The 24,060-nt window shown below is 72.2% G+C and carries 19 protein-coding genes; 11 read left to right on the forward strand and 8 right to left on the reverse strand.

Features of this window, described 5'->3' with window-relative positions; all coding sequences use genetic code 11:
* Window positions 1-255: 255 nt before the first annotated feature.
* Entirely contained in the window at window positions 256-1,005 is a 750-nt protein-coding gene (locus tag ACFYXA_RS10485; RefSeq protein ID WP_352247015.1) for a helix-turn-helix domain-containing protein, read from the forward strand.
* Here ACFYXA_RS10485 and ACFYXA_RS10490 read toward each other — a convergent pair.
* Window positions 993-2,495 (reverse strand): hypothetical protein, encoded by a 1,503-nt coding sequence (locus ACFYXA_RS10490; RefSeq protein ID WP_351332640.1) that lies wholly within the window; start codon window positions 2,493-2,495, stop codon window positions 993-995. The genes ACFYXA_RS10485 and ACFYXA_RS10490 overlap by 13 nt on opposite strands.
* Before the next feature lie 199 nt (window positions 2,496-2,694).
* On the opposite strand from ACFYXA_RS10490, the gene ACFYXA_RS10495 reads away from it, so the two are divergent.
* Window positions 2,695-3,351, forward strand: coding sequence for a DUF305 domain-containing protein (locus ACFYXA_RS10495; protein ID WP_389030607.1), 657 nt, complete (start codon window positions 2,695-2,697; stop codon window positions 3,349-3,351).
* Between the two features lie 250 nt (window positions 3,352-3,601).
* On the forward strand, window positions 3,602-4,945 hold the full coding sequence (locus ACFYXA_RS10500; RefSeq protein WP_389030610.1) for an FAD-dependent oxidoreductase: 1,344 nt from the start codon (window positions 3,602-3,604) through the stop codon (window positions 4,943-4,945).
* Window positions 4,946-5,198: 253 nt separating this feature from the next.
* On the opposite strand, the gene ACFYXA_RS10505 is transcribed toward ACFYXA_RS10500, so the two are convergent.
* Window positions 5,199-5,759, reverse strand: coding sequence for a DUF2087 domain-containing protein (locus ACFYXA_RS10505; RefSeq protein WP_352247018.1), 561 nt, complete (start codon window positions 5,757-5,759; stop codon window positions 5,199-5,201).
* Window positions 5,760-5,934: 175 nt separating this feature from the next.
* Window positions 5,935-7,260: a PHB depolymerase family esterase gene (locus tag ACFYXA_RS10510; protein ID WP_389030614.1), complete on the reverse strand. Its 1,326-nt coding sequence runs from the start codon at window positions 7,258-7,260 to the stop codon at window positions 5,935-5,937.
* Window positions 7,261-7,634: 374 nt separating this feature from the next.
* Here ACFYXA_RS10510 and ACFYXA_RS10515 point away from each other — a divergent pair, with 374 nt between their 5' ends.
* A complete protein-coding gene (locus ACFYXA_RS10515) occupies window positions 7,635-8,618 on the forward strand; it encodes a polysaccharide lyase family 1 protein (RefSeq protein ID WP_389030617.1) in 984 nt (327 codons plus the stop codon).
* Between the two features lie 40 nt (window positions 8,619-8,658).
* A complete protein-coding gene (locus ACFYXA_RS10520) occupies window positions 8,659-9,468 on the forward strand; it encodes a pectate lyase (protein ID WP_389030620.1) in 810 nt (269 codons plus the stop codon).
* A gap of 116 nt (window positions 9,469-9,584) precedes the next feature.
* Here ACFYXA_RS10520 and ACFYXA_RS10525 read toward each other — a convergent pair whose 3' ends face one another.
* Entirely contained in the window at window positions 9,585-10,328 is a 744-nt protein-coding gene (locus ACFYXA_RS10525) for a PaaX family transcriptional regulator C-terminal domain-containing protein (RefSeq protein WP_389030623.1), read from the reverse strand.
* A gap of 72 nt (window positions 10,329-10,400) precedes the next feature.
* Here ACFYXA_RS10525 and ACFYXA_RS10530 point away from each other — a divergent pair, with 72 nt between their 5' ends.
* Both ACFYXA_RS10530 and ACFYXA_RS10535 read left to right on the forward strand, forming a co-directional pair.
* On the forward strand, window positions 10,401-12,062 hold the full coding sequence (locus tag ACFYXA_RS10530; RefSeq protein WP_389030626.1) for an acyl-CoA dehydrogenase family protein: 1,662 nt from the start codon (window positions 10,401-10,403) through the stop codon (window positions 12,060-12,062).
* A 106-nt stretch (window positions 12,063-12,168) separates the two neighbouring features.
* Window positions 12,169-12,678, forward strand: coding sequence for a lamin tail domain-containing protein (locus ACFYXA_RS10535; protein WP_352247023.1), 510 nt, complete (start codon window positions 12,169-12,171; stop codon window positions 12,676-12,678).
* A gap of 139 nt (window positions 12,679-12,817) precedes the next feature.
* Here the strand turns inward: ACFYXA_RS10535 and ACFYXA_RS10540 are convergent, their stop codons facing one another.
* Entirely contained in the window at window positions 12,818-13,402 is a 585-nt protein-coding gene (locus tag ACFYXA_RS10540) for a hypothetical protein (RefSeq protein WP_389030631.1), read from the reverse strand.
* Between the two features lie 277 nt (window positions 13,403-13,679).
* Between ACFYXA_RS10540 and ACFYXA_RS10545 the strand changes: the two genes are divergently transcribed.
* Together ACFYXA_RS10545 and ACFYXA_RS10550 are read left to right on the forward strand one after the other, a co-directional pair.
* Window positions 13,680-14,765, forward strand: a complete 1,086-nt coding sequence (locus ACFYXA_RS10545; RefSeq protein ID WP_389030634.1) for a WD40/YVTN/BNR-like repeat-containing protein — start codon at window positions 13,680-13,682, stop codon at window positions 14,763-14,765.
* Window positions 14,766-14,967: 202 nt separating this feature from the next.
* Window positions 14,968-15,750, forward strand: a complete 783-nt coding sequence (locus ACFYXA_RS10550) for a DUF1963 domain-containing protein (RefSeq protein WP_389030637.1) — start codon at window positions 14,968-14,970, stop codon at window positions 15,748-15,750.
* A gap of 219 nt (window positions 15,751-15,969) precedes the next feature.
* On the opposite strand, the gene ACFYXA_RS10555 is transcribed toward ACFYXA_RS10550, so the two are convergent.
* On the reverse strand, window positions 15,970-16,647 hold the full coding sequence (locus ACFYXA_RS10555; RefSeq protein ID WP_352247029.1) for a uracil-DNA glycosylase: 678 nt from the start codon (window positions 16,645-16,647) through the stop codon (window positions 15,970-15,972).
* A gap of 86 nt (window positions 16,648-16,733) precedes the next feature.
* Between ACFYXA_RS10555 and ACFYXA_RS10560 the strand changes: the two genes are divergently transcribed.
* Together ACFYXA_RS10560 and ACFYXA_RS10565 are read left to right on the forward strand one after the other, a co-directional pair.
* A complete protein-coding gene (locus ACFYXA_RS10560; protein WP_389030645.1) occupies window positions 16,734-17,777 on the forward strand; it encodes an N-acetylglucosamine kinase in 1,044 nt (347 codons plus the stop codon).
* Between the two features lie 159 nt (window positions 17,778-17,936).
* Entirely contained in the window at window positions 17,937-18,860 is a 924-nt protein-coding gene (locus ACFYXA_RS10565) for a sirohydrochlorin chelatase (protein WP_389030648.1), read from the forward strand.
* Window positions 18,861-19,498: 638 nt separating this feature from the next.
* Here ACFYXA_RS10565 and ACFYXA_RS10570 read toward each other — a convergent pair.
* Both ACFYXA_RS10570 and secD read right to left on the reverse strand, forming a co-directional pair.
* Window positions 19,499-20,998, reverse strand: a complete 1,500-nt coding sequence (locus tag ACFYXA_RS10570) for an FUSC family protein (RefSeq protein WP_389030651.1) — start codon at window positions 20,996-20,998, stop codon at window positions 19,499-19,501.
* A gap of 278 nt (window positions 20,999-21,276) precedes the next feature.
* Window positions 21,277-23,559, reverse strand: coding sequence for a protein translocase subunit SecD (gene secD / locus ACFYXA_RS10575; RefSeq protein ID WP_389030654.1), 2,283 nt, complete (start codon window positions 23,557-23,559; stop codon window positions 21,277-21,279).
* Between the last annotated feature and the right edge of the window lie 501 nt (window positions 23,560-24,060).

The raw sequence follows: 24,060 nt of genomic DNA on the forward strand, positions 1-24,060 counted from the left end.
CGGCGGTGGGCCCGGATCGGCGGGGCGGGGACCGTGCACGCGGTGCATGGAACCCTGCCCGGCAGCCCTCCGCTGTCCGGACCCCCTCCGCGCCGGAAGGAGCCTCAGGCCACTATCGGGGAGAAAGCGCGCCCACTCTGGACGATCCCCCGCGTCGCCCAGAGCAGGCGGCAGCCCGGCACGGTTCCGAGCGGAGCCCACCGGGATGTCCCTGACTATAGTTGGCTGGCAGCCAGCCAACGCAGGAGTTCCAGGATGTCCCCGCGCAGCGCCTCGGTCAATGAAGAATTGCGGCGGCGTTCCCGGGAGCGACTGCTGCAGGCGGCGGTGGAGTTGGTGAACGAGCGCGGGTACGAGGCGACGACGCTCGGCGACATCGCGGACCGGGCGGGCTCGGCCAGGGGCCTGGTGTCGTACTACTTCCCCGGCAAGCGGCAGTTGGTCCAGTCGGCCGTGCACCGCTTGATGCACCGCACGCTGGAGGAGGCGCTGGAGCGGGAGCCGCGTACCGAGGACGGCCGGGAGCGGCTGGCGCGGGCCATCGACGCGATCCTGGGGCTGGCGCGGGACCGGCCCGTGCTGATGCGCCAGCACATGGCGGGGCTGCTCCAGGCGGAGGGCTTCGTGCGGTGTCCGGAGCAGCGGCGGCTGGCGGAACTGCTGCGGGACACGGTGGCCCGGCACGGCTCGTGCGACGTCGACACCGACTACCCGGTGCTGCGTTCGCTGCTGATGGGCTCGGTCTACGCGATGGTGCTGCCCGATGTGGGGATGCCCCTCCCGCCGGTGCGCGCGGAGCTGTTCACGCGCTACCGGCTCGGGTGGGGACAGGGGGTCCCGCCGGACGCCGTGGCGCCCGGCGGGACCTGTGAGACGGACCTGTCACGCTTCTTCGCGACGGGACGGCCTGCCGGGAGTCCGCCGGCCGGGGTTCACCCCGCCGAGGCTCGGACCACCGGGATTCAGCCGGCCGGGATACAGCCGGCCGGGGATCAGTCGAAGTAGTCCGGCTGGGTCTGGACGTTCAGTTCGGGCAGGTGCACGCGCTTGGCCGGGTTCGTGCGCTTGTCGTCGATCTTCAGCACGTCGAAGCCCTTGGCGATGTCGTTCGAGTAGATGTAGCCGTTGTAGTAGTACGCCGACCAGGGGCCGGCGGTGGTCAGCCGCTCGGTGTCAACCGGACCGCGCTCGAAGTAGGCGATCTCCTGCGGGCTGGCGGAGTCGGTGAAGTCCCAGACGGAGACGCCGCCCTGGTACCAGGCCTGGACCATGATGTCCTTGCCCTCGACCGGGATCAGCGAGCCGTTGTGGGCGACGCAGACCTCGGTGGGACCCTGGTGCCGGGGGATCTTGAAGTAGCTGCGGAAGACGAGCTTGCGCTTGTCGCCCTTGCCGACGATGTCGTAGATGCCGTCGGCGCCGCGGTTCGGGCCGATCTCGGCGGTGCAGGTGGCCGCGCCGCCGCCGCCCAGCTCGTCGGTGAAGACGACCTTGTTCGCCTTCTGGTTGAAGGTCGCCGAGTGCCAGAACGCGAAGTTCACGTTGTCCTGGACCCGGTCGATCACCTTGGGCTTCTCCGGGTTCTTGATGGAGAACAGGATGCCGTCGCCCATGCAGGCGCCGGCCGCGAGGTCCTCCTCCGGCAGCACGGTGATGTCGTGGCAGCCGGTCGTCTTGGAGACGCCCGGGTTGGTGGGTCCGCCGGGGTTGCCGCCGCCGTCCGGTCCCTCACCGGGGAAGAGGACGGGGAAGCCCACGACCGCGGCCTTCTCGGGCGCCTTGCGCGGCACCTTGATGACCGAGATGCCGTCGTGCGGGGGCTGGCAGTCGGGGTAGGCGGCGTTGGGCGAGTACGAGGAGACGTACACGTAGACGTTCTTGCGCTCGGGCACCAGCGTGTGGGTGTGCGAGCCGCAGGCGGTCTCGACGGCGGCGACGTACTTGGGGTTCTGCTTGTCGCTGATGTCGAAGACCTTGATGCCCTCCCAGGAGGACTTCTCGGTCGCGGGCTGGGTGGTGCTGTTGCAACTGCTGTCGCTGCGCGAGGAGTCGGTGGACAGGAACAGCAGGTCGCCGGAGACGGAGATGTCGTTCTGCGAGCCCGGGCAGAGCACCTGGGCGACGGTCTTCGGGGCCTTCGGCTTGCTGATGTCGAAGATCCGGAAGCCGTCGTAGTTGCCGGAGAAGGCGTACTTGCCCTGGAAGGCGAGGTCGGAGTTGGTGCCGGGTAAGGCGTCCTTGGGAACGTTCGCGACGTGCTCGATGTTGTCCGAGTGGACGATCTCGTCCTTGCCGGGTATCTCGCCGGCGGCGATCGCCTCCGCGGCCTCGGCCTGCGCGCGCTGGGACACTTCACGTTCGACGGCCGGGCCGTCCCCCGGGTCCGGGGTCGCCGCGGCCGGGGCCGCGGTCAGCAGCGCGGCCATGAGTCCGGCACAGGCGGCGACGACTCCCAGTCGTCTGCGCCGCGTTCGGGATTCGTTCAACAGGGTCACTGCGTCCTCCCTTGATGCCGTTCGCTCGGGAACGGTTCACGGTCCTCCGAAGTATCGTCTTCATCATGCACAGATCAACAGGCGGCAACGCACTCGTAATGAATGTTTTCGATCAACGTGGTCCAGACTCCCGGTAGACCGCACCACGGTCCCGCCAGGTCCGCCCGGGTCGTCAACCGGCCCTCACCAGGAGGTTGTTGTGCTTTTACGTCGCGCGCCCCTCGTCACCGCCTCGCTGCTCGTGCTCGTCCTCGGCGGTTGCGACTCCGGGCCGGACGACAAATCCGATGCGGCGAGCGGGCCTTCGGTGATCGCGCCGGGCAAGCCGGGCGAGGCGAACCGGACTTTGTCGCCCGGGGAAGCGGCGGCGCACCGCGCGGAGGACGACACCCCGAACTCGGCCGACGTCTCCTTCGCCCAGATGATGATCGTGCACCACGCACAGGCCCTGGAGATGACCGCGCTCGCCCCGAAGCAGGCCGAGTCGGCGACGGTCAAGTCGCTCGCCGCCCGGATCACGGCCGCGCAGGGGCCGGAGATCGCGGCCATGAAGAGCTGGCTCGGCAAGTACGGCAAGGCGGAGGCGGGCGGCAAGGCGGGCGACGGGGGAAACGCGCACCATCACGGCGCGATGCCCGGGATGGCGACCGAGGCGCAGATGAAGCAGCTCCGCGCGGCCGACGGCAAGGCCTTCGACAAGCTGTTCCTCGCCTTGATGATCACCCACCACGAGGGTGCGCTCACCATGGCTGCGGACGTCAAGGCCCAGGGGAACAACATCCGTATCGAGGAGATGGCGGACGACGTGGTCGCCGAGCAGACCTCGGAGATCTCCCGCATGCGCACGATGCTGTGACCGGCGGGGCCCGGGCCGGCGGGCATCGCCGGCGCTCGGGGCGACGGGGCGGCGGGGCGGCGGGGCGGCGGAGGGCCGTGCGGCCGGACGGGATCCCAGCCGCCGCACGTGACGTAACGATATGGTCACCCTCCGTGCGGGCGGGCGTACGCGCGTGTGCCGGTCGCGGCACCCTGTCAGGGGAGCCGCGGCGGTGCGATGCTGGAAGTGCCGGCGCATCCCTCCGTCCCTCGGGGTAAGGAGTCCGGCCGTGCTGCGTGTCGCCGTCGTCGGCTCCGGGCCGAGTGGTGTCTACACCGCCCAGAGCCTCGTACAGATGGACCAGGAGGTCCTCGTCGACGTCCTGGACAGGCTGCCGTGCCCGTACGGGCTGGTGCGGTACGGGGTCGCCCCGGACCACGAGAAGATCAAGTCCCTCCAGCAGAACCTGCGCACGGTGCTGGAGCACGCGCGCGTGCGCTTCCTCGGCGGGGTGCGGGCCGGGGCCGGCGGAGTGCCCGTGGAGCGGCTGCGGGAGCTGTACCACGCGGTGGTGTACTGCGTGGGCGCCGCGACGGACCGGCGGCTCGGCATCCCCGGCGAGGACCTGCCCGGCAGCTGGTCGGCGACGGAGTTCGTGTCCTGGTACAGCGCCCACCCGGACGCCGGCGCCGACGGCTTCCTGACCGGCGCGCGCTCGGCCGTGGTCGTCGGCGTGGGGAACGTGGCCGTGGACGTCACCCGCATCCTCGCGCGCGGGGCGGCGGAGCTGAGCCCCACCGACATGCCGCAGGCGGCGCTGACCGCGCTGGCCGCGAGCGAGGTGACCGAGATCCACATGGTGGGGCGGCGCGGCCCGTCCCAGGCCCGCTTCACCACCAAGGAGCTGCGGGAGCTGGGCTCGCTGGCCGACACCGACGTCGTCGTCGACGAGGCGGAACTCGCCCTCGATCCGGCCTGCGCCGACCCGTCCGCCCTGCCGGCCGCCCAGCGCCGCAACGTGGAGGTCCTGCGCGGCTGGGCCGCCGTGCCGCCCAAGGGGCTACGACGCCGGATCCGCCTGCGCTTCTTCCTGCGGCCGGTCGAACTGCTCGCCGAAGCGGGCCGCGTGGCCGCCGTGCGCTTCGAGCGGACCGCGCCGGACGGACGGGGCGGGGTGACGGGCACGGGCCGCTACGAGGAGGTCGCGGCGCAGTTGGTGCTGCGGTCGGTGGGGTATCGCGGGGTGCCCTTGGAAGGGCTGCCGTTCGACGTGGAGCGCGGCACGGTGCCGCACGTCGCGGGGCGTGTGGTGCGTGAGGGCGTGGTGTCGCGGGGCGAGTACGTCGCGGGCTGGATCAAGCGGGGCCCGACGGGTGTCATCGGCACGAACCGGCCGTGCGCGAAGGAGACGGTCACCTCGCTGCTCGCGGACGCCCCCGCCCTCGTCGCGCGGGAGCTGCCCGGCGATCCCCTGGTCGCCCTGCGCGCCGAAGGCGCCGAGCCCGTCGAGTGGCCGGGCTGGCTGGCGATCGAACGGGCCGAGGCGGAACTCGGGGCCTCACTGGGCCGAGGCGTGGTCAAGCTCCCGGACTGGGCCGCACTGAAAGCAGCAGCGACCCACCCGAACCACTGACTCCCTGCGCCCAGCCATCGGCGACTTGCGAGAGCGCGGCGACACCCCGCCGACCACCGGACCGCGCACCACGCCGGTGCCGGACCGCGAACTCAGCCGTCAACCGCGGGCAATCGTGCCGCCAAGGGCGGCACGGGTGGGCGCGGCGGCACCCCGCCAACGCCGGGCAGCGCAACCCACCCCCCGGCATCAACGCCGGACCGGGCACCCGTCAGGCCGCCCGACCCCGCCTCCGGGGGCGGGCACCCGCCGTTCAGGCGAGCAGCGCCGTGTCCTCCGGTGAGCGTCGGTAGACGCCGTCCTGGCGGTCGAGGTGATGCAGGTCGACGAGGTGGCGGCGCAGGGTCACGTGGTCGACGCCCTCGTCGGGGCACCAGGCGCGCAGCCGGTCGTCGACCTCCCGCTCGGAGTACTCCCGTCCCGCCTCGAAGCTGCGCTCGGCGACATGGCGCAGCACGAGCTTCTTGCGCTCCCACTGCGCGGGCAGCCGCACCAGCCGCCCGTCGCGCACGAACGTCCGCAGCAGCGCCTCGACGCGCTCGTCCCCGGTGCCGTGGTCGCGCGGCGGCTCGCCGCTCGCGGCCGTCTCCCGGGCGAGGTCGCGGAACAGGTCGTACGCGACCGCCAGTCCCCCGTCGTCCGACACGACGACCTCGCGGTCCTGCAGCCGGCGCAGCGCGGCGAGGGTCTCCTTGGCCGACAGCCCGGCCCGCTCGGCGACCTCGGCGGGACCACGCGCGCCCAAGGCGACGGCGGCGAAGGCGCGCACCTTCTTCTCGTCGGCGAACAGCCTCATCACGTCGTCGGACGTCATCCTCGGGTCTCCTTCCGCCGGGCCGGTGCCCGGGACCCGGGGGACGCTACCCCTCGGCCTTCACCGGCCGCCCGGCATTTTCCACCGCCCCACGACGAGCGCGCACGCGCACGCGTGCGGCCCCCGGCCGACGGTGACGAAGGGGGGCCGCACGCCGCACAGAAGGGACGGTGCGTCAGCTCGTCGTGCAGACAGCCCCGTTGAGGGTGAAGGCGGTCGGCGCGGCGCTGTCGCCGGTGTGGTTCGCCTGGTATCCGATGGTGACGGTGGCGTTCGACGCGAGCGTGCCGTTGTACGGCGCGTTGGTCGCGGTCACCGCTCCCGCGGCCGGTGCGTACGTGGCGCTCCAGCCGCCGGTGATGCTCTGGCCTGCGGGCAGGGTGAACCCGAGCCGCCAGCCGCTGACGGTGGTGGTGCCGGTGTTGGTCAGGGTGATCGAGGCGGTCAGGCCGGTGCTCCAGGCGCTGGTGGACGCGGTCACCTTGCAGGGCCCGGCCGGGGGCTCGGGATCGGGTCCGGGGCCGGGGCCGCCGCCGGCGTCCAGGCCGAAGAAGGTGATCACGCGCGCGCCCATGCCCCAGGCGTACACGTTGTGCCCGACGCCCCGGAGGCTGACGGCCTCGACGGCGGCGCGGTCACCGGTGCCGCCGTAGCGGGTGCGGGTCCAGCCGGACTGCGGGGAGTCGGTGGCGGCCGGGGTCTGGGAGAAGCCCCGCACGTTGGTCCACTGCTTGATCATCTCGCCGAAGTTGGGGTAGCGCAGCACGTCGTCCTCGGTGCCGTGCCACAGCTGCATGCGCGGCCGGGCCCCGGTGTAGCCGGGGTAGGCGCCGCGGACGAGATCGCCCCACTGCTGCGGGGTGCGGCTCACGGTGCCCTGGGCGCAGGCGCTGTTCCACTCGGAGCCGTCGGTGGTCGCGAAGCAGCCGAAGGGGACGCCGGCGAAAGCCGCGCCGGCGGCGAAGACGTCGGGATAGTCGCCGAGGAGGACGTTGGTCATCATCGCCCCGGAGGAGATGCCGGTGACGTACACGCGCGTGGGGTCGGAGGAGTAGTGGGCGCCCACCCAGTCGACCATGGACTTGATGCCGACGGGGTCGCTGCCGCCGCCGCGCCGAAGGGCCTGGGGCGAGGAGACGTCGAAGCACTTGCTGCTGCGGGTGACGGACGGGTAGACGACCACGAACCCGTACCGGTCGGCGAGTTGGGCGTACTCGGTGCCGGAGTACATGGCGGGTCCCGAGCCGGTGCAGTAGTGGACGGCGACGAGGACCGCGGGGCGCGCGGCCACGTTGGCCGGCACGTACACGTACATCCGGAGGTTGCTTGGGTTGGCGCCGAAGCCGGTGACCTCGGTGAGGGCGGCGGCCGGCACAGGCGTCTGCGCGGACCGCGGGCTCGCGGTGGCGGTGGGGGCGGCGAGAAGGGCGCCGGTGAGCAGGAGCACCAGCGCGGCGAGCGCCGAACGCAGCGCTCCTAGAGGCGGGTTGAGGGTGTGCACGTGCTGGTCCTTTCTGACGGCGGCTCAGTGCGCGAAAGGTGGCTCAGCAGGCGGTCCGCCCGGCCGGCGGCACGGACAGCGGGGTCCGGCGCCGAATGGAGGGCGTCCGCACGAATGGTGGCATGCACACGCCCGTCATGGAAGCGCTCCCACGCCACCTCTCGGCACCCCCGCACCGAGGACAAGGAGTAGCTGAACGCGTTCCGCGCAAACCGTTGACTAGAAAGCGCTTGCCCTCTACGTTCCGTTCAGCACTGTGGACAAGCAGCTCACACAGGCCCCCACCAGACCACTCTGCCTGCGTATGACGTTCAGCAGTCAGCACATCATTCACGTATACGACCGAGCAAGCCCTTTCGAAGGGACGCACCCGCATGCGTACAGGCCCCCCACATACACGCGCGCAAAGGTCCTCTCCGACGGCGACGGCGCTCGCGCTCGCGCTCGCCGGCGTGACGGTCCTCGCCTCCCCCCAGCAGGCCGGCGCCGCGGACAGCGCGCCGATCGGCTTCGGCGCCGGGACGACCGGCGGAGGCGGTGCGGCAGCCGTCACCGTCTCGACGCTCGCTGCCTTCAGGACGGCCGTCACCGGCAACGCGGCCAAGGTGGTGAAGGTCAACGGTCTGATCACGCTCAGCGGTCAGGTCGACGTCGGGTCCAACACCACGGTTCTGGGCGTCGGTTCGTCGTCCGGGTTCACCGGCGGCGGACTGCGGTTGAAGAAGGTCACGAACGTCGTCATCCGCAACCTGAACATCAGCAAGCCGCTGGCGCCGTCCGACGGCGTCACGGTGGAGTCGTCCACGAAGGTGTGGATCGACCACAACTCCTTCTCGGCGGACCGCGCTCACGACAAGGACTACTACGACGGCCTGCTGGACATCAACCACGGCTCCGACAACGTGACGGTGTCCTGGAACACCTTCAAGGACCACTTCAAGGGCTCGCTCGTCGGTCACAGCGACAAGAACGCGAGCCAGGACACCGGCCACTTGAAGGTGACGTACCACCACAACCACTTCAGCGACGTCTACTCGCGCATCCCGAGCCTGCGCTTCGGCACCGGACACTTCTACGACAACTACGTCGTGGGCGCCGACACCGCGGTGCACTCCCGGATGGGCGCGCAGATGCTGGTGGAGAACAACGTCTTCCGCTCGACCAAGATCGCGGTCACCACGAACCGCAGCAGCGACGTCGACGGGTTCGCCAACCTTCGCGGCAACGATCTCGGCGGAGCCGCGACCGAGATCTCCCGGACCGGCACGTTCACCAGCGCCCCGTACAGCTACACCGCGGAGCCGGCCTCGTCCGTCGTCGCCTCGGTGACGGCCGGCGCGGGCGCCGGAAAGCTCTGACCTCCCCCACATCCCCCCAACAGGAAGAAGGATTCGGGACATGACTTCTTCGTCACGCTCGCGCACCCGCGTGCGCGCGCTGACCGGCACGCTGGCCGCCCTGGGCCTGTCGGTTGGCATGATCATGGCGGATGGCGCGCTCTCCACTCCGGCCGTCGCCGCCACCTGGCCCTCCGCCAACGGCAGCCAGGGAGTGTCCTCCACCATCCAGGTCTCGGGCACCAAGGACTACGGGATGAAGCGCCTGTACGGCACCGGCGACCTGGGCAGCGGCAGTCAGGACGAGGACCAGGGCCCCATCCTCGAACTGGCCCCCGGCGCCGTCCTGAAGAACGTCATCATCGGCGCCCCCGCCGCCGACGGCGTCCACTGCAAGGGCAGTTGCACCCTGCAGAACGTCTGGTGGGAGGACGTCGGCGAGGACGCGGCGACGTTCCGCGGCTCCTCGTCGTCCAACGTCTACACCGTCTCCGGCGGCGGGGCGAAGGAAGCCAGCGACAAGGTGTTCCAGTTCAACGGCGCCGGGACGCTCAACATCTCCGACTTCGCCGTGAAGAACTTCGGCACCTTCGTCCGCTCCTGCGGCAACTGCTCGACGCAGTACAAGCGGACGATCAACCTCAACACCATCGAGGTGAACTGGAAGGGCGGCAAGCTCGCTGGCATCAACACCAACTACGGCGACAGCGCGTCCCTGAAGAAGATCACCATCATCGGGGACGGCAGCAAGAAGATCATCCCGTGCCAGAAGTACATCGGGAACAACACGGGCAAGGAACCGACGACCAACGGCACCAACGCCGACGGAACGTACTGCAAGTACTCCGCTTCCGACATCACCTACAGGTAGCCCCCCACGGTGAAGGCGGCCGTACGGAGCGCTCCCCACACAGCGCTCCGTACGGTCGCCGCACGTGCGCCGGGCATCAAGCACCGGATGCCGGGCGGCCGTTCGCCGCCCCCGTCTCACGCCCGCACCGCCTCGGCCACCTCCCGCCGGTAGTCCGCGTAGGCGGCCCTCAGATCGGCGCCCGGCCAGCCGTCGGGGAGCAGCCGGGGCGGGAGAACCGGGTCGGCGAGCAGGTGGCGTACGACGGCCGCGTAGGCGGTGAAGCGGTCGGCCGGGCCGGGCGCCCGGCCGATGTGCGCGAGCAGGGCCCGGGCAGTGGCCGCCCAGGCGTCCAGCGGCCAGAGCGTTGCGGCCAGCCGGCGCTCGGGCAGACCGGGGCGGGCGGTGTAGTGCTGCGCCACCTCGCGCAGGTCGTCCGGCAGGGCCCGGGCGAGGTTGGCGGGGCGCAGCCAGACGCCCTCGCGCAGTTCCGCGAGGCGCAGAGCGGTCAGGCGGGCGCGCAGTTCCGCGCGTTCGGCGGGGCCGCGACCCGAGGCCGTGATCACCACCATCTCCCAGTCGCCGTCCCACGCGCGCGTGGCCGGGCGCACCGCGTCGTCCTGGCGGCGCTGCCGGGCCAGCAGGCGGTCGCTCAGGCGGTAGCCGGTGTCGGTGCGCCGCAGGTCGCCGGCGGCCGCCATGCGGCTCAGCGCGGCCCGCAGCGTGGAGCCGCCGACTCCGAAGGGCTCCACCGCGCGGATCAGCTCCCGCACCGGCAGCTCCGGCGGATGCGTGCCGAGCAGCAGGCTCAGCACGACCGACCGCGCGGACAGGGGCCGCAGGTCGACCTCGCCGGGCTGCGCTGACACGTTCATCCGCATGGTCACGTACCTTACGTGCGCCTACCGTGTTGCACTATTGCTGCGGCCGCAGCGGGAGTGCAACATGGGCGTATGGTCTCGACACTCCCGCACGAGCGGTCCGGCACCCACGACGTCACCAACCAGGCCCCGCCCCTGGCCCCTTACGACGCCTCCGAGGACACCGCCCTCCTGGAGGGACTGCGCCGGGAGGGCGCCGGGTGGGCCGAGGAGGACGTCCGGCGGCTCGGGCTGCTGGCCGGCGGCCCGCAGGCGCAGGAGTGGGCCGAACTCGCCAACCGGCACGAGCCCGAGCTGCGCACCCACGACCGCTACGGCCACCGCGTGGACGAGGTCGACTTCCATCCCGGCTGGCACGAGCTGATGCGGGTCGCGGTCGCCGAGGGCCAGGCGGGCGCGCCCTGGGCCGACGCCCGGCCGGGCGCGCACGTGGCCCGCACCGCCGGCGGACTCGTGTGGGGGCATACAGACGCCGGACACGGCTGCCCCACCTCGATGACGTACGCCGCCGTCCCCGCGCTGCGCCGCGAACCGGAGCTGGCGAAGGTGTACGAACCGCTGCTGACCAGTCGTCACTACGATCCCGGGCTGCGGGTTCCGACGGGGAAGCGGGGCCTGCTGGCGGGCATGGGGATGACCGAGAAGCAGGGCGGTTCCGACGTCCGCACCAACACCACGACGGCCACGCCCACGGCCGAGCCCGGGGTGTACACCCTGCGGGGCCACAAGTGGTTCACGTCGGCACCGATGTGCGACGTGTTCCTGGTGCTGGCCCAGGCGCCGGGCGGGCTGTCCTGTTTCCTGGTGCCGCGCGTGCTGCCCGACGGCAGCCGCAACGCCTTCCGCATCCAGCGACTGAAGGACAAGCTCGGCAACCGCTCCAACGCCTCCGCCGAGCCGGAGTTCGACGGGACCGTGGCCTGGCGGGTCGGAGAGGAGGGTCAGGGCGTGAAGACCATCATCGAGATGGTCAACTGCACGCGTCTGGACTGCGTGACGATGTCGGCCGCCCTGATGCGCAAGACGCTCGTGGAGGCCGGCCACCATGTCCGCCACCGGGCCGCGTTCGGGGCGCGGCTGATCGACCAGCCGCTGATGCGCAACGTCCTGGCCGACCTGGCGCTGGAGTCGGAGGCCGCGACCGCCCTGACCCTGCGGCTGGCCGGCGCCGCCGACCGCGCCGTGCGCGGGGACGCGCGCGAGCAGGCCTTCCGGCGGATCGCGACCGCCGTCGGCAAGTACTGGGTGACCAAACGAGGTCCGGCCTTCACCGCGGAGGCGCTGGAGTGCCTGGGCGGCAACGGCTACGTCGAGGACTCGGGGATGCCGCGGCATTACCGAGAGGCGCCGCTGCTGTCGATCTGGGAGGGCTCGGGGAACGTCAACGCCCTCGACGTGCTGCGGGCGCTGACCCGTGAGCCGGCCACCGCGGACGTCCTGTTCGACGAACTGGCGTCGGCGCGGGGCGCGGACGCCCGGCTGGACGCCGCGGTCGACGCGCTCCGCGTGCGGCTCAGCGAGGGGACCGAGGGCGGCGCGCGCCGGCTGGTGGAACGGATGGCGCTCGCTCTCCAGGCGTCCCTGCTGGTCCGGTACGCCCCGCCGGCGATCGCCGACGCCTTCTGCGCGACCCGGCTGGGCGGCGACTGGGGTCACGCCTTCGGCACCCTGCCGGACGGGCCGGGCGGCGCGGACGTCGACGGCATCCTGGGAAGGGCGCTGACCGAACGATAGCTCCTGACAGGTCAGCACTTCACATTTCGCGCACATTTCCCACACGCGGTGATCACCTTGGATATGCTCCCCGTACTTCAATCGCACCATCAGGGGGCATTTCCTCATGCGCATACGCACTCCTCACGCGCTGACGGCCGTGGCCGCGGCAGGCGCGGTCGTCGCGATCACCGCGGTCACCGCCGTTCCGGCCCAGGCCGCCGAGTACTCGTCCCCGCTCAAGGTGAAGGGCGTGCAGTACGACGCCCCCGGCGCCGACTCCAACCGGTGCTCCGGCGGGAACGCGAAGAACGAGTACCTGACGATCAAGAACTACTCGCGGACCGCGAAGGTCAACCTCAAGGGCTACGCCGTCAAGGACGCCAGCGGCAACAAGTACACCTTCACCGCCAACCACACCCTCGAGCCCGGCGACTACGTGACGTTGCGCGGCGGCCGCGGCACCGAGTCCGACGCCGGAAACGTCGCCTACCGCCAGAACTGCAACTTCATCTGGAACAACGACAAGGACACCATCTACCTGCTCAAGCCGGGCGGCGCCGCGGCGGACACGCACGCGTACACCAAGCGCGCCAACGACGCGGACGGCAACGGGTACATCACGTACCACGGCTGATCCGAGGACGCCCCGAGCGGCGCGTCGGCCCCTGCGCGGGCCGGCGCGCCGCTGTCGTGCGGGGTCGCGCCGCTTCCCGTGGGACGGACGGAGCGGGTGGGTGCCCCGGTGGTCCGCCGCGGGCCACCGGGGGTCCGGGTCAGCCCGTGGGCTTGCCGCGCAGGGCGTCGAAGCGGGCCCAGTCCGTGTCCCACTGGTCCGTGCGCCGGCGTTCGAGGCGGGTGCGCAGGACGCGGGCGCCCGCGAAGGGCAGGGTCGCCGCGCCGGCGCCCGCCAGGACGCCGACGAGGGCGGCGCGCACGCGCGCCTGGTCGGCGGTGGTCGGCTTGGTGACCAGGCGGCCCTGACGGTCCGTCCAGATCGTGACGCGGGTGCCGGCCGTGCTGCCGGGAGCGACCCGGACCTGGCCTGCGTGGGCGGAGCCGTCGGGGGCGGTCCAGTCGACCTTGGCCCACACCCGGTCGCCGCTGGCGGCGCCCGCGTGCGCGGACGCCTTGCCCGGCGCCTGCTCGGTCAGCCGTCCGGCGACGGCCCGCCACTCGACGCGCTCCCGGGCGAGCCCGTCTTCGACGGAACGGGCGGTCGCCCAGCCGGCCAGGACCCCGGCGAGAACGGTAAGCGCCCACGCGCCGAGCACCACCCAAGCCTCCACCACGTCGGCGCGACGCCTGAGCGGGTTGCGCCGCCAACGCCACAGCCACACCTTCGGACCACGGAACGCCATCGAAGGCTTCCTCCTCATGAGCGCGCGAACATCCCGGCGCCCTCCCATACGGTGCGGGCGGTCCTGATGCTCAGGGCGAATCCCTCCCACCCGCCAGTTCCACGCTCTCGCCGGTCCAAGCCCCGGCTGCGGCGAATGTGGCCGAGACCATGCCGACCTTTCCCGCCATCGCCGCCGTGACCTGCGTCGACGCGCTTGAGCGGGTGACTGTCAGTGGTGGGGTGCAGACTTGCCGATGCCGGGACAAAGCCGTCGCGGCACAGCGGAGGTGATCGCAATGACAGAGGTACTGCTCGCGGTGGGGACGCGAAAAGGCCTGTTCATCGGCCGCAGGCGCGGGGACGCCTGGGAGTTCGACGAATCGCCCTACTTCAACGCGCAGGCGATCTACTCGGTCGCCGTCGACACCCGCGGTGACCGCCCGCGGCTCCTCGCCGGCGGGGACAGCGCGCACTGGGGTCCGTCGGTGTTCCACTCCGACGACCTGGGCCGGACGTGGACGGAACCGGCGACGCCGGCCGTCAAGTTCCCGCAGGACACGGGGGCTTCCCTGGAGCGGGTGTGGCAGCTGCACCCGTCGGTGGCGGAACCGGACGTGGTCTACGCGGGCACCGAACCGGCCGCGCTGTACCGGTCAGAGGACCGCGGGGAGAGCTTCGATCTGATCCGCCCGCTGTGGGAGCACCCCACGCGCTCGCAGTGGGTGCCCGGCGGGGGTGGGGAGGGCCTGCACACGGTGCTCACCGACCGGCGCGACCCACGCCGGGTGACGGTGGCCGTGTCGACGGCCGGCGTGTTCCGCACGGCCGACGGCGGTGCCAGCTGGGAGCCCTCCAACTCCGGGGTCTCCGCCGTGTTCCTGCCCGACCCCGACCCGGAGTTCGGCCAGTGCGTGCACAAAGTGGCGCGGGACGCGGCCGATCCGGACCGGCTCTACCTGCAGAACCACTGGGGCGTCTACCGCAGCGACGACGCGGGCACGCACTGGACGGACATCGGCGAGGGGCTGCCGTCCACCTTCGGCTTCGCCGCCGCCGCGCACCCCACCCGCGGGGACACGGCGTACGTCTTCCCGATCAACGCGGACGCGGACCGGGTGCCCGCCGAGCACCGCTGCCGGGTGTTCCGCACGGCGGACGCGGGCCGCACCTGGGAGCCCCTCACGGCGGGCCTGCCGCAGGAGGACCACTACGGCACCGTGCTGCGCGACGCGCTCTGCACGGACGACGCGGACCCGGCCGGCGTGTACTTCGGCAACCGCAACGGCGAGGTCTTCGCTTCGGCCGACGACGGCGACACCTGGCGGCAGCTGGCCTCCCACCTGCCGGACGTCCTCTGCGTACGGGCAGCGGTGGTCGGATGACCTCGGCGTGACTGTCCGGCGACGCTTCGACGGCGTCCGCGCCGGGCGGGACCGGCGGGCGGCGTCCTGCTACTCGAACTCCACAGCGGCGCTGGAACGGACGCTGCCCTTGCGGACCTGGTCCAGCGCCTGCGCGAAGTCCTATGCCGGGAACTTCCGCACCGACGAACGGATGTCGGTACCTCCTGGCACGATCACGCGCATGACAGCGATCGACGAGCGACTCGTCCACGACACGGCCCAGCGGCACGGCGTTCCGAACACCGTCGCAGCCGAGCTGCTCGCCCACTCCCGCCCGTGCGTCTACCTGCTCCCGCTCGGAGACCTCTCCCCGGCGCAGCAGAAGACGGCCCGCCCGGCCGCGCGCACGGGCGGACTGCCCTCGCTTCCCGACGACGCCGACCGGCACCAAGGCATGGAACCCCTCATCCTGACCGTCGACTGCGCGGCCCTGCCGCACGGCGCCCTGGACATCGAGCTGCCCACCGACGGCCATCTGCTCTTCTTCTCCAAGATCGAGTACGAGCCGGAGAACTCCTCGGTGCTCCACGTGCCCGCGGGAGCACGGACCACCGAGCGCCCCGTGACGTACGACGTCGACGGCGAGACCGCGCAGCCCACGGTCTACGAACCGCGGACGCTCTACCCCGTCGTCGGACTGACCCTGCACAGCGACTGGCAGGACGCCCCCGCGTGCCGCGCCTTCCTGAACGCCGCCGACGGCAACGAAGGGGTACTGGACATGTTCGAGGAGACCGTCCGCGAACTGGCCGCCGGTGGGGCGCAGTTCGGTGTCTGCGCCCAGCTGGGCGGCTTCTCCGCCCCTTACGACATGGCCCCCGACGAGGGCGACCTCGTCCTCTTCGCTCAGGTTGCCGGCCAGGTGGTCGACCCCGACGCCTACACCCTCAACCTGATCACAGGCACCCGGCAGGACATCGCCGCGCGCCGCTACACCGCCCTGACGTACACGCAGCAGTGCTGATGGGCACCGCGTGGGGCGTGATCCCCGGTTCCGACTCGTCCGCGCGCCGGTGTGAGCCCGGCCGCGCGGCGGGATCCGCGCGGCTCACCCTCTCTCCCGCTCGGCCGGACCCTGGCGGCCGTGGCCGGGTGGGCGCATGGCGCGACGGCCATGCTCCACGGAAGGTCGTGGACGGACGGTCGTGCTCCACGGCAGTCGTGCTCCACGGACGGTCGTCCTCTAAGGCAGTCGCCAGTCCACCGGCTGCGCGCCCTGCCGCAGCAGCAGGTCGTTGGCACGGCTGAACGGTCGCGAGCCGAAGAAGCCCCGGTCCGCCGACATGGGGGACGGATGGGCGGACTCGATCGCCGGAAGATCCCCCAGCAGCGGACGGAGATTGCGCGCGTCACGGCCCCACAGGATCGACACCAGCGGCTTGCCGCGAGCGGCCAGCATCCGGATCGCCTGCTCCGTGACCTCCTCCCAGCCCTTGCCCCGGTGCGCCGCGGGCTTGCGCGGGGCGGTCGTCAGCGCCCTGTTGAGCAACAGCACGCCCTGCTGCGTCCACGGCGTCAGATCGCCGTTCGACGGCCTGGGCAGCCCGAGGTCGGAGTGCATCTCCCGGAAGATGTTCTCCAGGCTCCCCGGCAGCGAACGCACGTCCGGCGAGACCGCGAAGCTCAGTCCGATCGCCATCCCGGGTGTGGGGTAGGGATCCTGCCCCACGATCAGGACACGGACGTCGTCGAAGGGCTGCTGGAAGGCCCGCAGGACGTTCGCCCCGGCCGGGACGTAGGTCCGGCCCGCCGCTATCTCGGCCCGGAGGAAGTCCCCCATGGCCGCGATGCGTTCGGCCACAGGTTCGAGAGCCTTCGCCCAGCCTGCTTCGACAAGTTCATGCAAGGGTCGTGGTGCCACGACGCCTTACTCTACTGGTGGGCGCGGCGCCCCGGTGCGACATGCAAGCCCTCACCCACGGCCGGTGTCCGGGAAGGAGGGGCCTGTTGCATCCCGACGGTGACCTGACGCCGCGGACGCGGCAGGGCGTGCTGCCGGTCGCGCGCGAGCACGGTGTTCTCGCCGTGGACTCGGGCGGCTCCGGTCTGCGGGTCGCACTCGGCACAGCCGGACGCGGGACCGTGGCGCAGCGGTCGTCGGCCGTCCCGGTGCGCACCGGCGGGCAGGGGATCGACCCGGCGCATCTGATGGAACAACTCCTGCCGCTGGTGAGCGCGTTGACGGCGGAGACGGGCATTCAGCGGTTGGAGACGGCGGTCGTCGGAGCCGCCGGGTTCAGCACGCTGGGCGACGCGCTGCGCGCCGCACTGCCGTCCGTCCTGGCGCGGGAGTTCGGCGTGCGCACCACGGCCCTGGCCGCCGACGCCGTCACCGCCTACGCCGGCGCGCTCGGGCAGCGGCCGGGCGCGGTCCTCTCGGCCGGCACCGGGCTGATCGCGGTCGGGACGGACCTGAGTGCGTGGCGGCGGGCCGACGGCTGGGGTCATCTGCTGGGCGACTGCGGCGGTGGCGCGTGGATCGGCCGGGCGGGCCTGGAGGCGGCCCTGCGTGCGCACGACGGCCGCTCCGGGGGCTCCGTCGCGCTTCTGGCCTGTGCGCGGGAGCAGTTCGGCCCCATGCGCGGGCTGCCCGGGCTGCTCTACCCGCGCCCGGACCGTGCGGCCGTCCTCGCGTCGTTCGCCTCGCGGGTGGCCGAGTGCGCCCCGGGTGACCCGGTCGCTGCGGACATCCTGCGGGCGGCGGCCCGGCACATGGCCGACTCCGCCGCCGCCGTCTGCCCGGAGGGCGGGGAGCCCTCCCCCGGCGATGCGGTGTGCGTCGCCGTCACCGGCGGCCTGCTGAAGCTGGGCGACCCCCTCCTCGTACCGCTGGACGCGGAACTGGCGCGGAGGCTGCCGTACGCGCGCCGGGTGCCGGCGGAAGGCGATCCGCTGCACGGCGCGGTCCGTATCGGCATCGCGCTGGCGACGGACGCGCTCACCCTGCCGGATGACCAGACGATGATGTATGTGACGAACCACGAGGCCTGACAGGAAAGGGGGATTGGCCCCCTTCGGGGGCAAGTCGTCCGAAAAACACGCTGATCACTTCTGATCCGTACGTAACTCATCAGACAAAACAGGACGGATACCGCTCACCTGCACCCTCCCCGAACAAGGGAGCCCAAGAAGCCAGTAACATGCGGCGCCATGAGCTCCCCCACTGGGCCCGCGTCCGGCCTGCCTGTACGAATGCCGCGCCCCCGCCAGCCCGGGCGGCACCGCCGACCCGAGCCGCTGGCGGCTCCCGAGGGCGCGCCCGCGCTCGTCCTCGCGGTGCCGGGCACGCCGAGCACCGCCACCCGCGGTCTGGCCGAGGAGGTCGTGAGCATCGCCCGCTCCGAGCTCCCCGGCCTCGACGCGCGCATCGGGTACGTCGACGGGGGCGACCACGAGTTCCCCAGCCTCCAGGCCGTGCTGGCGTTCGCCGCCGAGGAGCGCACCGCCCGCTACGAGCAGGCGGTCGCCGCCGGGATGGACGTCAAGGAGCCCGACGGCCCCGTCGCCGTCGTGGTGCCGCTGCTGGCCGGCCCGGACAGCGCGCTGCTGCGCCGGATCCGCCAGGCCGTCATGGAGAGCCGGATCGCCGCCGAGCTGACCGACGTCCTCGGCCCGCACCCGCTGCTCGCCGAGGCGCTGCACGTGCGGCTGTCCGAGGCCGGCCTGGCCCGCGCCGACCGCGCCCGCCTGTTCACCGTGGCGACGGCCGCGGACGGCATCATCCTGGCGTCCGTGGGCGGCGACGAGGCGGTGCAGGCCGCCGGGATCACCGGCATGCTGCTCGCCGCGCGTCTCGCCGTACCGGTGATGGCCGCGGCGCTCGACGAGGAGGGCTCCATCGCCTCCGTCGCCGAGCAGCTGCGTTCCTCCGGCTCCCAGCAGCTGGCCCTCGCGCCGTACCTCATCGGCCCGGAGATCGACGCCACGCTGCTGGAGGAGGCCGCCAGGGAGGCGGGCTGCGCCACCGCCGACGCGCTCGGCCCGTACCCGGCGATCGGCAAGCTCGCTCTGGCCAAGTACACGACCTCGCTGGGCATCGCCCCGCAGCAGCCGCAGGGGGCACCGGTCCGCTAGCACGCGTCGCGCGCGCCGCCCGCCCGACACGACGAAAGGGCCCGCTTCCGATACGAGGAGCGGGCCCTTCGTGCTGCGGTGAAGCGGGGCGCTGCGCCGGGGCCGTCAGCGGGCGGGACGGGGCTTGTTCGGGGCTGTGCAGGTGGGCCAGGGCGGAGTACGTCGCCGGCGCGGCGTGCGCGGTGTGGATCAGGCGGTCAGGGCGGCCGTCGGCGAGGGCCTCGACCGCGTCCTGGGCCCGCCAGCAGGCGGCGGCCGGGCGGGCGTCGTGGGAGGCCTCCGGCGGCCGCGACGGCGACCGGGCCGCGGATCTCGCGGGCGCAGGGCGTCGAGGAGCGCGAGGAGCCGGCGGGCGGCGCTTTCGGCCGAGCAAACGGGGTTGAGCGGGGGTGGACGAGCGGGGCATCGGACAGCCCCACCCGGCCGAGCAAGTGCTCCGGCCCGGCGACACGTCCGACCGGGTCCGCCGTGTCGTCGTCGGCGAGGCGTACCGCGGCATCGGCGGTGCGTGCGTGCACGCAGTGCAGAACCCGCTGGATCCAGGCGTCAATGACGGCGTGGTTCGTCACCGGCGGCACGAACAGCTGTAGGCCGTCCGGCAGCGGGTGCCGCGCTTCGGCCGACGCTCTTCCTCCCGATCAAGAACGGACGAGTGAAGGACGCGGAGCCGACGCGAGCGGCATCGCCAGCTCCGACAGAGCTTTCTCCAGGCCGCGCAGGTGCACGAGGGCCGACTCCGTCTCGTCCCGCCGAGGTCTCTCAGCGGTGGCGGGCTCCACTCCCCTGCGTCCCAGGTCACTCGCATTGAGTGCTTCCAGCGCGGCCTCGACTCGCCGGCAGGCGGCCACCAGGTCGGCGTCGTGCGACGCGACGGAATCCGCAGCGACGGCCACCAGACCCCGCACTTCGCGGGCGCAGTCGTCGAGCAACGCGATGACCTGACGGGCACGGGCCTTCCGAGCACGGAAGGGGCTCAAAGGGTGCACCAACGGAGCGAGAGCCATCCGTACCCGGCCGAGCAACAGATCCAGTTCGGCGGCGTGCGGGGCCGGGTCGCCCTGCGGGTCGCCGGCGAGGCGGGCGGCCGCCTGGGTGGTGGCCGCGTGGACGCAGTGCAGTGCCCGCCGGATCCAGGCGTCGTTCGTGGCGTGCGTGGTGACCGGCAGGACGAGGGCCACGGCCAGCGCGGCACACAGCGCGCCCACACCGGTCTCTGCGAGACGGAGGCCGAGCAGGCTGGGGTCCAGCACGCCCAGCAGGCCGTAGAGCAGGCTGACCATGACCGTCACCGCCAGCATCATCCAGGAGTAGGAGACGGGGGCGGTGTAGAAGATGCCGAACACGCAGACGGCGATGAGGGCGGCCGTCGGGGCGGGGGCGCCGTGCAGCGGGCCTGCGACCAGCAGGCCCACGGCGACACCGATCACGGTTCCGAAGATCCGGCGGAAACCGCGGACGAGGGTTTCGCCGCGGGAAGCCGTGTTGACGAAGATCCACCAGGCGGCGCCGACGGCCCAGTACCAGCGCTCTTCGGAGACAAGCTGCCCGACCAGAAGCGCGAGAGTCGAGGCGGCGGTGACCTGGAAGGCCTGCCGGGTGGTGGGCCGCGCCAATCCGGTGCCGGGCAGGGCCGGTGGGGCCAGCGCGGGTGGGGTGTGACGCTCGATGGGCCAGAGTACGAAGCGCGTGGCGCCGGCCGTGACGAGGGCAAAGCCTATGGCGGTGTACAACTCGGGCAACTGCGCCGGACCCGCGTGCAGGAACTGCGTGATGAAGAAGTTCATGAACGCGAAGATCCCCAGCGCGTGGCCCCGCGGGCCCCAGCGGCGGGCGTAGACCCCGAGAAAGACGATGGCCAGGAACGCGGCGTCACGGGCCGGGGTGAGGCCGTGCAGTGCGGTGGCGAGCGCCAGCACGGGGAATCCGGCGACAGGAAGCAGGGCGGTGGTGAGCCGTTGGTCGCGGACGGTCGCGTCGGTGACCGTGAAGAGGGCGAGCAGCGCCGCGAGCCCGCCGGTGATCGACGCGGTGAGAGACAGCCCGCAGAGTTCGGAGACGGCGACCGCGGCGGCGACACCGATGACGGCGCGGGTCGCGTTCCGCAGCCTGGAGCGCCCCGGGTCCGGAGCCACGAACATCCTTTTCACGGCGGTGCGCCGCCCCCCTCATGGTGGTTCGCGTCCTGCCGGCGGTCGTCCGGGGTGGCGCACGACGAGCAGGCACGACGAAGGTGCCGCGGTCCGGACCCGGCCTCGTCGCCGTCCGGCGCTACGCGGCACCGTAAGTTACATGGATGGGACAAAGCTAAACACCTCCAGACCCATTGGCTCAACCGGCTCCCCACCGACTGCGCCAATGGCACAGCAGGTCGGCTCCGGGACCGGCCGATGGAGGCCCAATGGATCAGACTTCTCACTCACGTCGAGACGCGTCGCCCGGCGGAAGAAGCACGCTCGTCGTGGCTCGCCCGGGTGCGGCGCTTGTGCAGTTCGATCGCCAGCGGCGTGGCCGTGAACATCGAGGAGTAGGTGCCCACCGCGAGGCCGATGAGGAGGGCGAGGGCGAAGTCGGTCAGGGTGTCGCCGCCGAGCAGGGCCAGTGCGGTGAGGATGAACGCGGCGCCCATACCGGTGTTGACGGTGCGCGGCAGGGTCTGCAGGATCGCCCGGTTGGCGATGCGGGCGAAGCGCGTGGTGGGGTCGTGCCGGCCGAGTTCCCTGATCCGGTCGAAGACGACGACGGAGTCGTTGACGGAGTAGCCGATGACGGTCAGCAACGCGGCCAGGAAGACGCCGTCGACCGGTCTGCCGAGCCAGGCGAAGACGCCGACGAGGATCACGACGTCGTGGGCGAGGGCGGCGACCGCGGAGGTTCCCAGCAGCCAGCGGAAGCGTGCCGCGAGATAGACCAGCTGGGCGGCGAGGGCGACGGCGAGGGCTATGAGGGCGCCTTGGCGGAGTTCCTTGCCGAGGCTGGGCCCGACGGCTTCGTCGCGGATCTTGTCGGCTCGGTGGGCCAGGTCGGTGATGGCGTCGGTGATGGTCTCTGCCTGGGTGTCGCTCACGTGGTGGGTGCGGACCGTGAGCCGGTTCTCGCCGGAGGTTTGGACGACGGCCCGGGGGAATCCCGCGTCGGCGAGCACGGTGCGGGCGTGGTCGGGATCGACGGGGGTGGCAGTGGTGTATTCGACGATGCGGCCACCGGTGAATTCGACGCCCAGCTCGAGGCCGCGCAGCGCGATGCCGGAGGCGGCCAGAACGAGTGCGGCGGCGGAGGCGGCCAGCCATCGGCGCGGGTGACGCATCAGATTCGGTTCGGTGCGGGCGAGGCGGTCGCGGACGGTGCCGGTGTGGGCGATGCCGGTGAGGCGGGGTCGGCGGCGCAGACGGGGGCGGGCGACGGCGTGGTCGGCGAGGGCCCGGGTGATGACGAGGGCGCTGAGCATGGAGGCGAGGACGCCGATGCCCAGCGTGACGCCGAACCCGCGCACCGGTCCGGAGGCGAGGAGGAACAGCAGACCAGCGGCGATGAGAGTGGTGATGTTGGAGTCGGCGATCGCGCTGAAGGCCCCGCGGAATCCGGCGGTGAGGGACGATCGCGGGGTGGGGCGGTGACGGGTGGCGTACTCCTCGCGGGCGCGTTCGAAGACGAGCACGTTGGCGTCGACCGCCATGCCGATGGCCAGGACGAAGCCGGCGAGGCCGGGCAGGGTGAGGGTGGCGCCGAGGGCGGCGAGGACCGCGTAGGAGATGAGGCCGTAGCAGGCCAGCGCCACGGTGGCCAGAGCGCCCAGGAGACGGTAGACGGAGATGATGAACAGCGACGTCACCGCGGTGCCGATGCCGGCGGCCCAGGCGCTTGCCGTGATCGCTTCGGCTCCCAGGGTGGGGCCGACGGTGCGCTGCTCGACGGTCTCGACCGGCACCGGCAGAGCGCCGCCGTTGATGAGCAGGGCCAGCTCTTTCGCTTCGCTGTCATCGAACGTTCCGGAGATCTGGGTGGAGCCTCCGCTGATGCCGGACCGGCATGCGACGGACGGGTCGACCTGCGGCGAAGAGATGATCTTGTCGTCCAGGACGATGGCGACCCGGCGGCCCGGATACCCGGGCGCGTGACAGGCGGCTTCGCCGGTCAGGCGGGCCCAACCCGCTTGGCCCGCTCCCCTGAAGTCGACGGTGACGTGCCAGCCCGCACCGCCCTGCTGGTCGAAGCGGGCGGCTGCCTTCTCCACGTCGTCCCCGGTCAGTGAGGCCGCCTGAAGGCGCAGAAGTCGGCCGGACCCGTCGGCCATCACCTGCTCGCGGGGCCGCTCGGGCAGCGGAGTCGGCTTGTCGTCCGCGGCGGCTGCCGTACCGAGCACCTGGTGGAAGGTGAGCTGGGCGGTACGGCCGAGTACGTCGGCGGCCTCCCGTGGGTCCTGCAGGCCGGGCAGTTCGACGATGATCCGGTCGCTGCCGGAGCGGGCGATGGTGGGTTCGGCGACGCCCAGCGCGTCGATACGGCCGCGCAGCACCTCCACGGTGCGGTCCGTGGCCTCGCCGTCGGCATCGGCAGCGGCGGTGGGGCGGGTTTCCAGCACGATCTGGGTGCCGCCTCTCAGATCGAGTCCCAGGTGGACGGGCACGGTGAGCGCGACGTACAGGGACAGGGCGACGGCGGCGAGGGCGATCAAGCCTCTGACGTGCGGGGATCGGTTCACAGGGGCCTCCGGCAGGCATGCCGCGGCCGGCACGGTGGCTGCGGCGGAGAAAGGAGAGGAAAGGATTCAGATGCCGGACAGGAAAGGCGGCGCCCTCACCGCCTGACGATGTGCCGGTTGCTCCGATGCGGGCGGGCCCACCGCCGGAAGCGGAGACCGCGCGGGCTGGAGCGGGCCGGTCGCCGTGCCGGGCGACGCGGCCGGATCGGACACCGGCGCATGGCGATCGCCTGGGGCATCCCGTTGGCCGCGGACGGCAGCGATGGAGACAGCCGGGTCGGCACGGTCGGCATGAGGCTCACCGTGCCCCGACGACTTCTCCTCGGCCGCGAGCAGCGCACCGACCGGTGCGGGGTGGTGCGCGCCGCCCAGGGCGGACGGGTTGAGCAGGGCGATGAGTACGGCGAGCAGGACGGTCCGGACCAGGCCCGGACCAGGGCCTCGGGTGCGCGGGACGGTGTGCGTGAAGCGGGCCACCACCGCCCCCTCTCCCTGTCGATG

It is taken from the genome of Streptomyces sp. NPDC002566, assembly GCF_042889585.1.
Classification (GTDB): domain Bacteria; phylum Actinomycetota; class Actinomycetes; order Streptomycetales; family Streptomycetaceae; genus Streptomyces.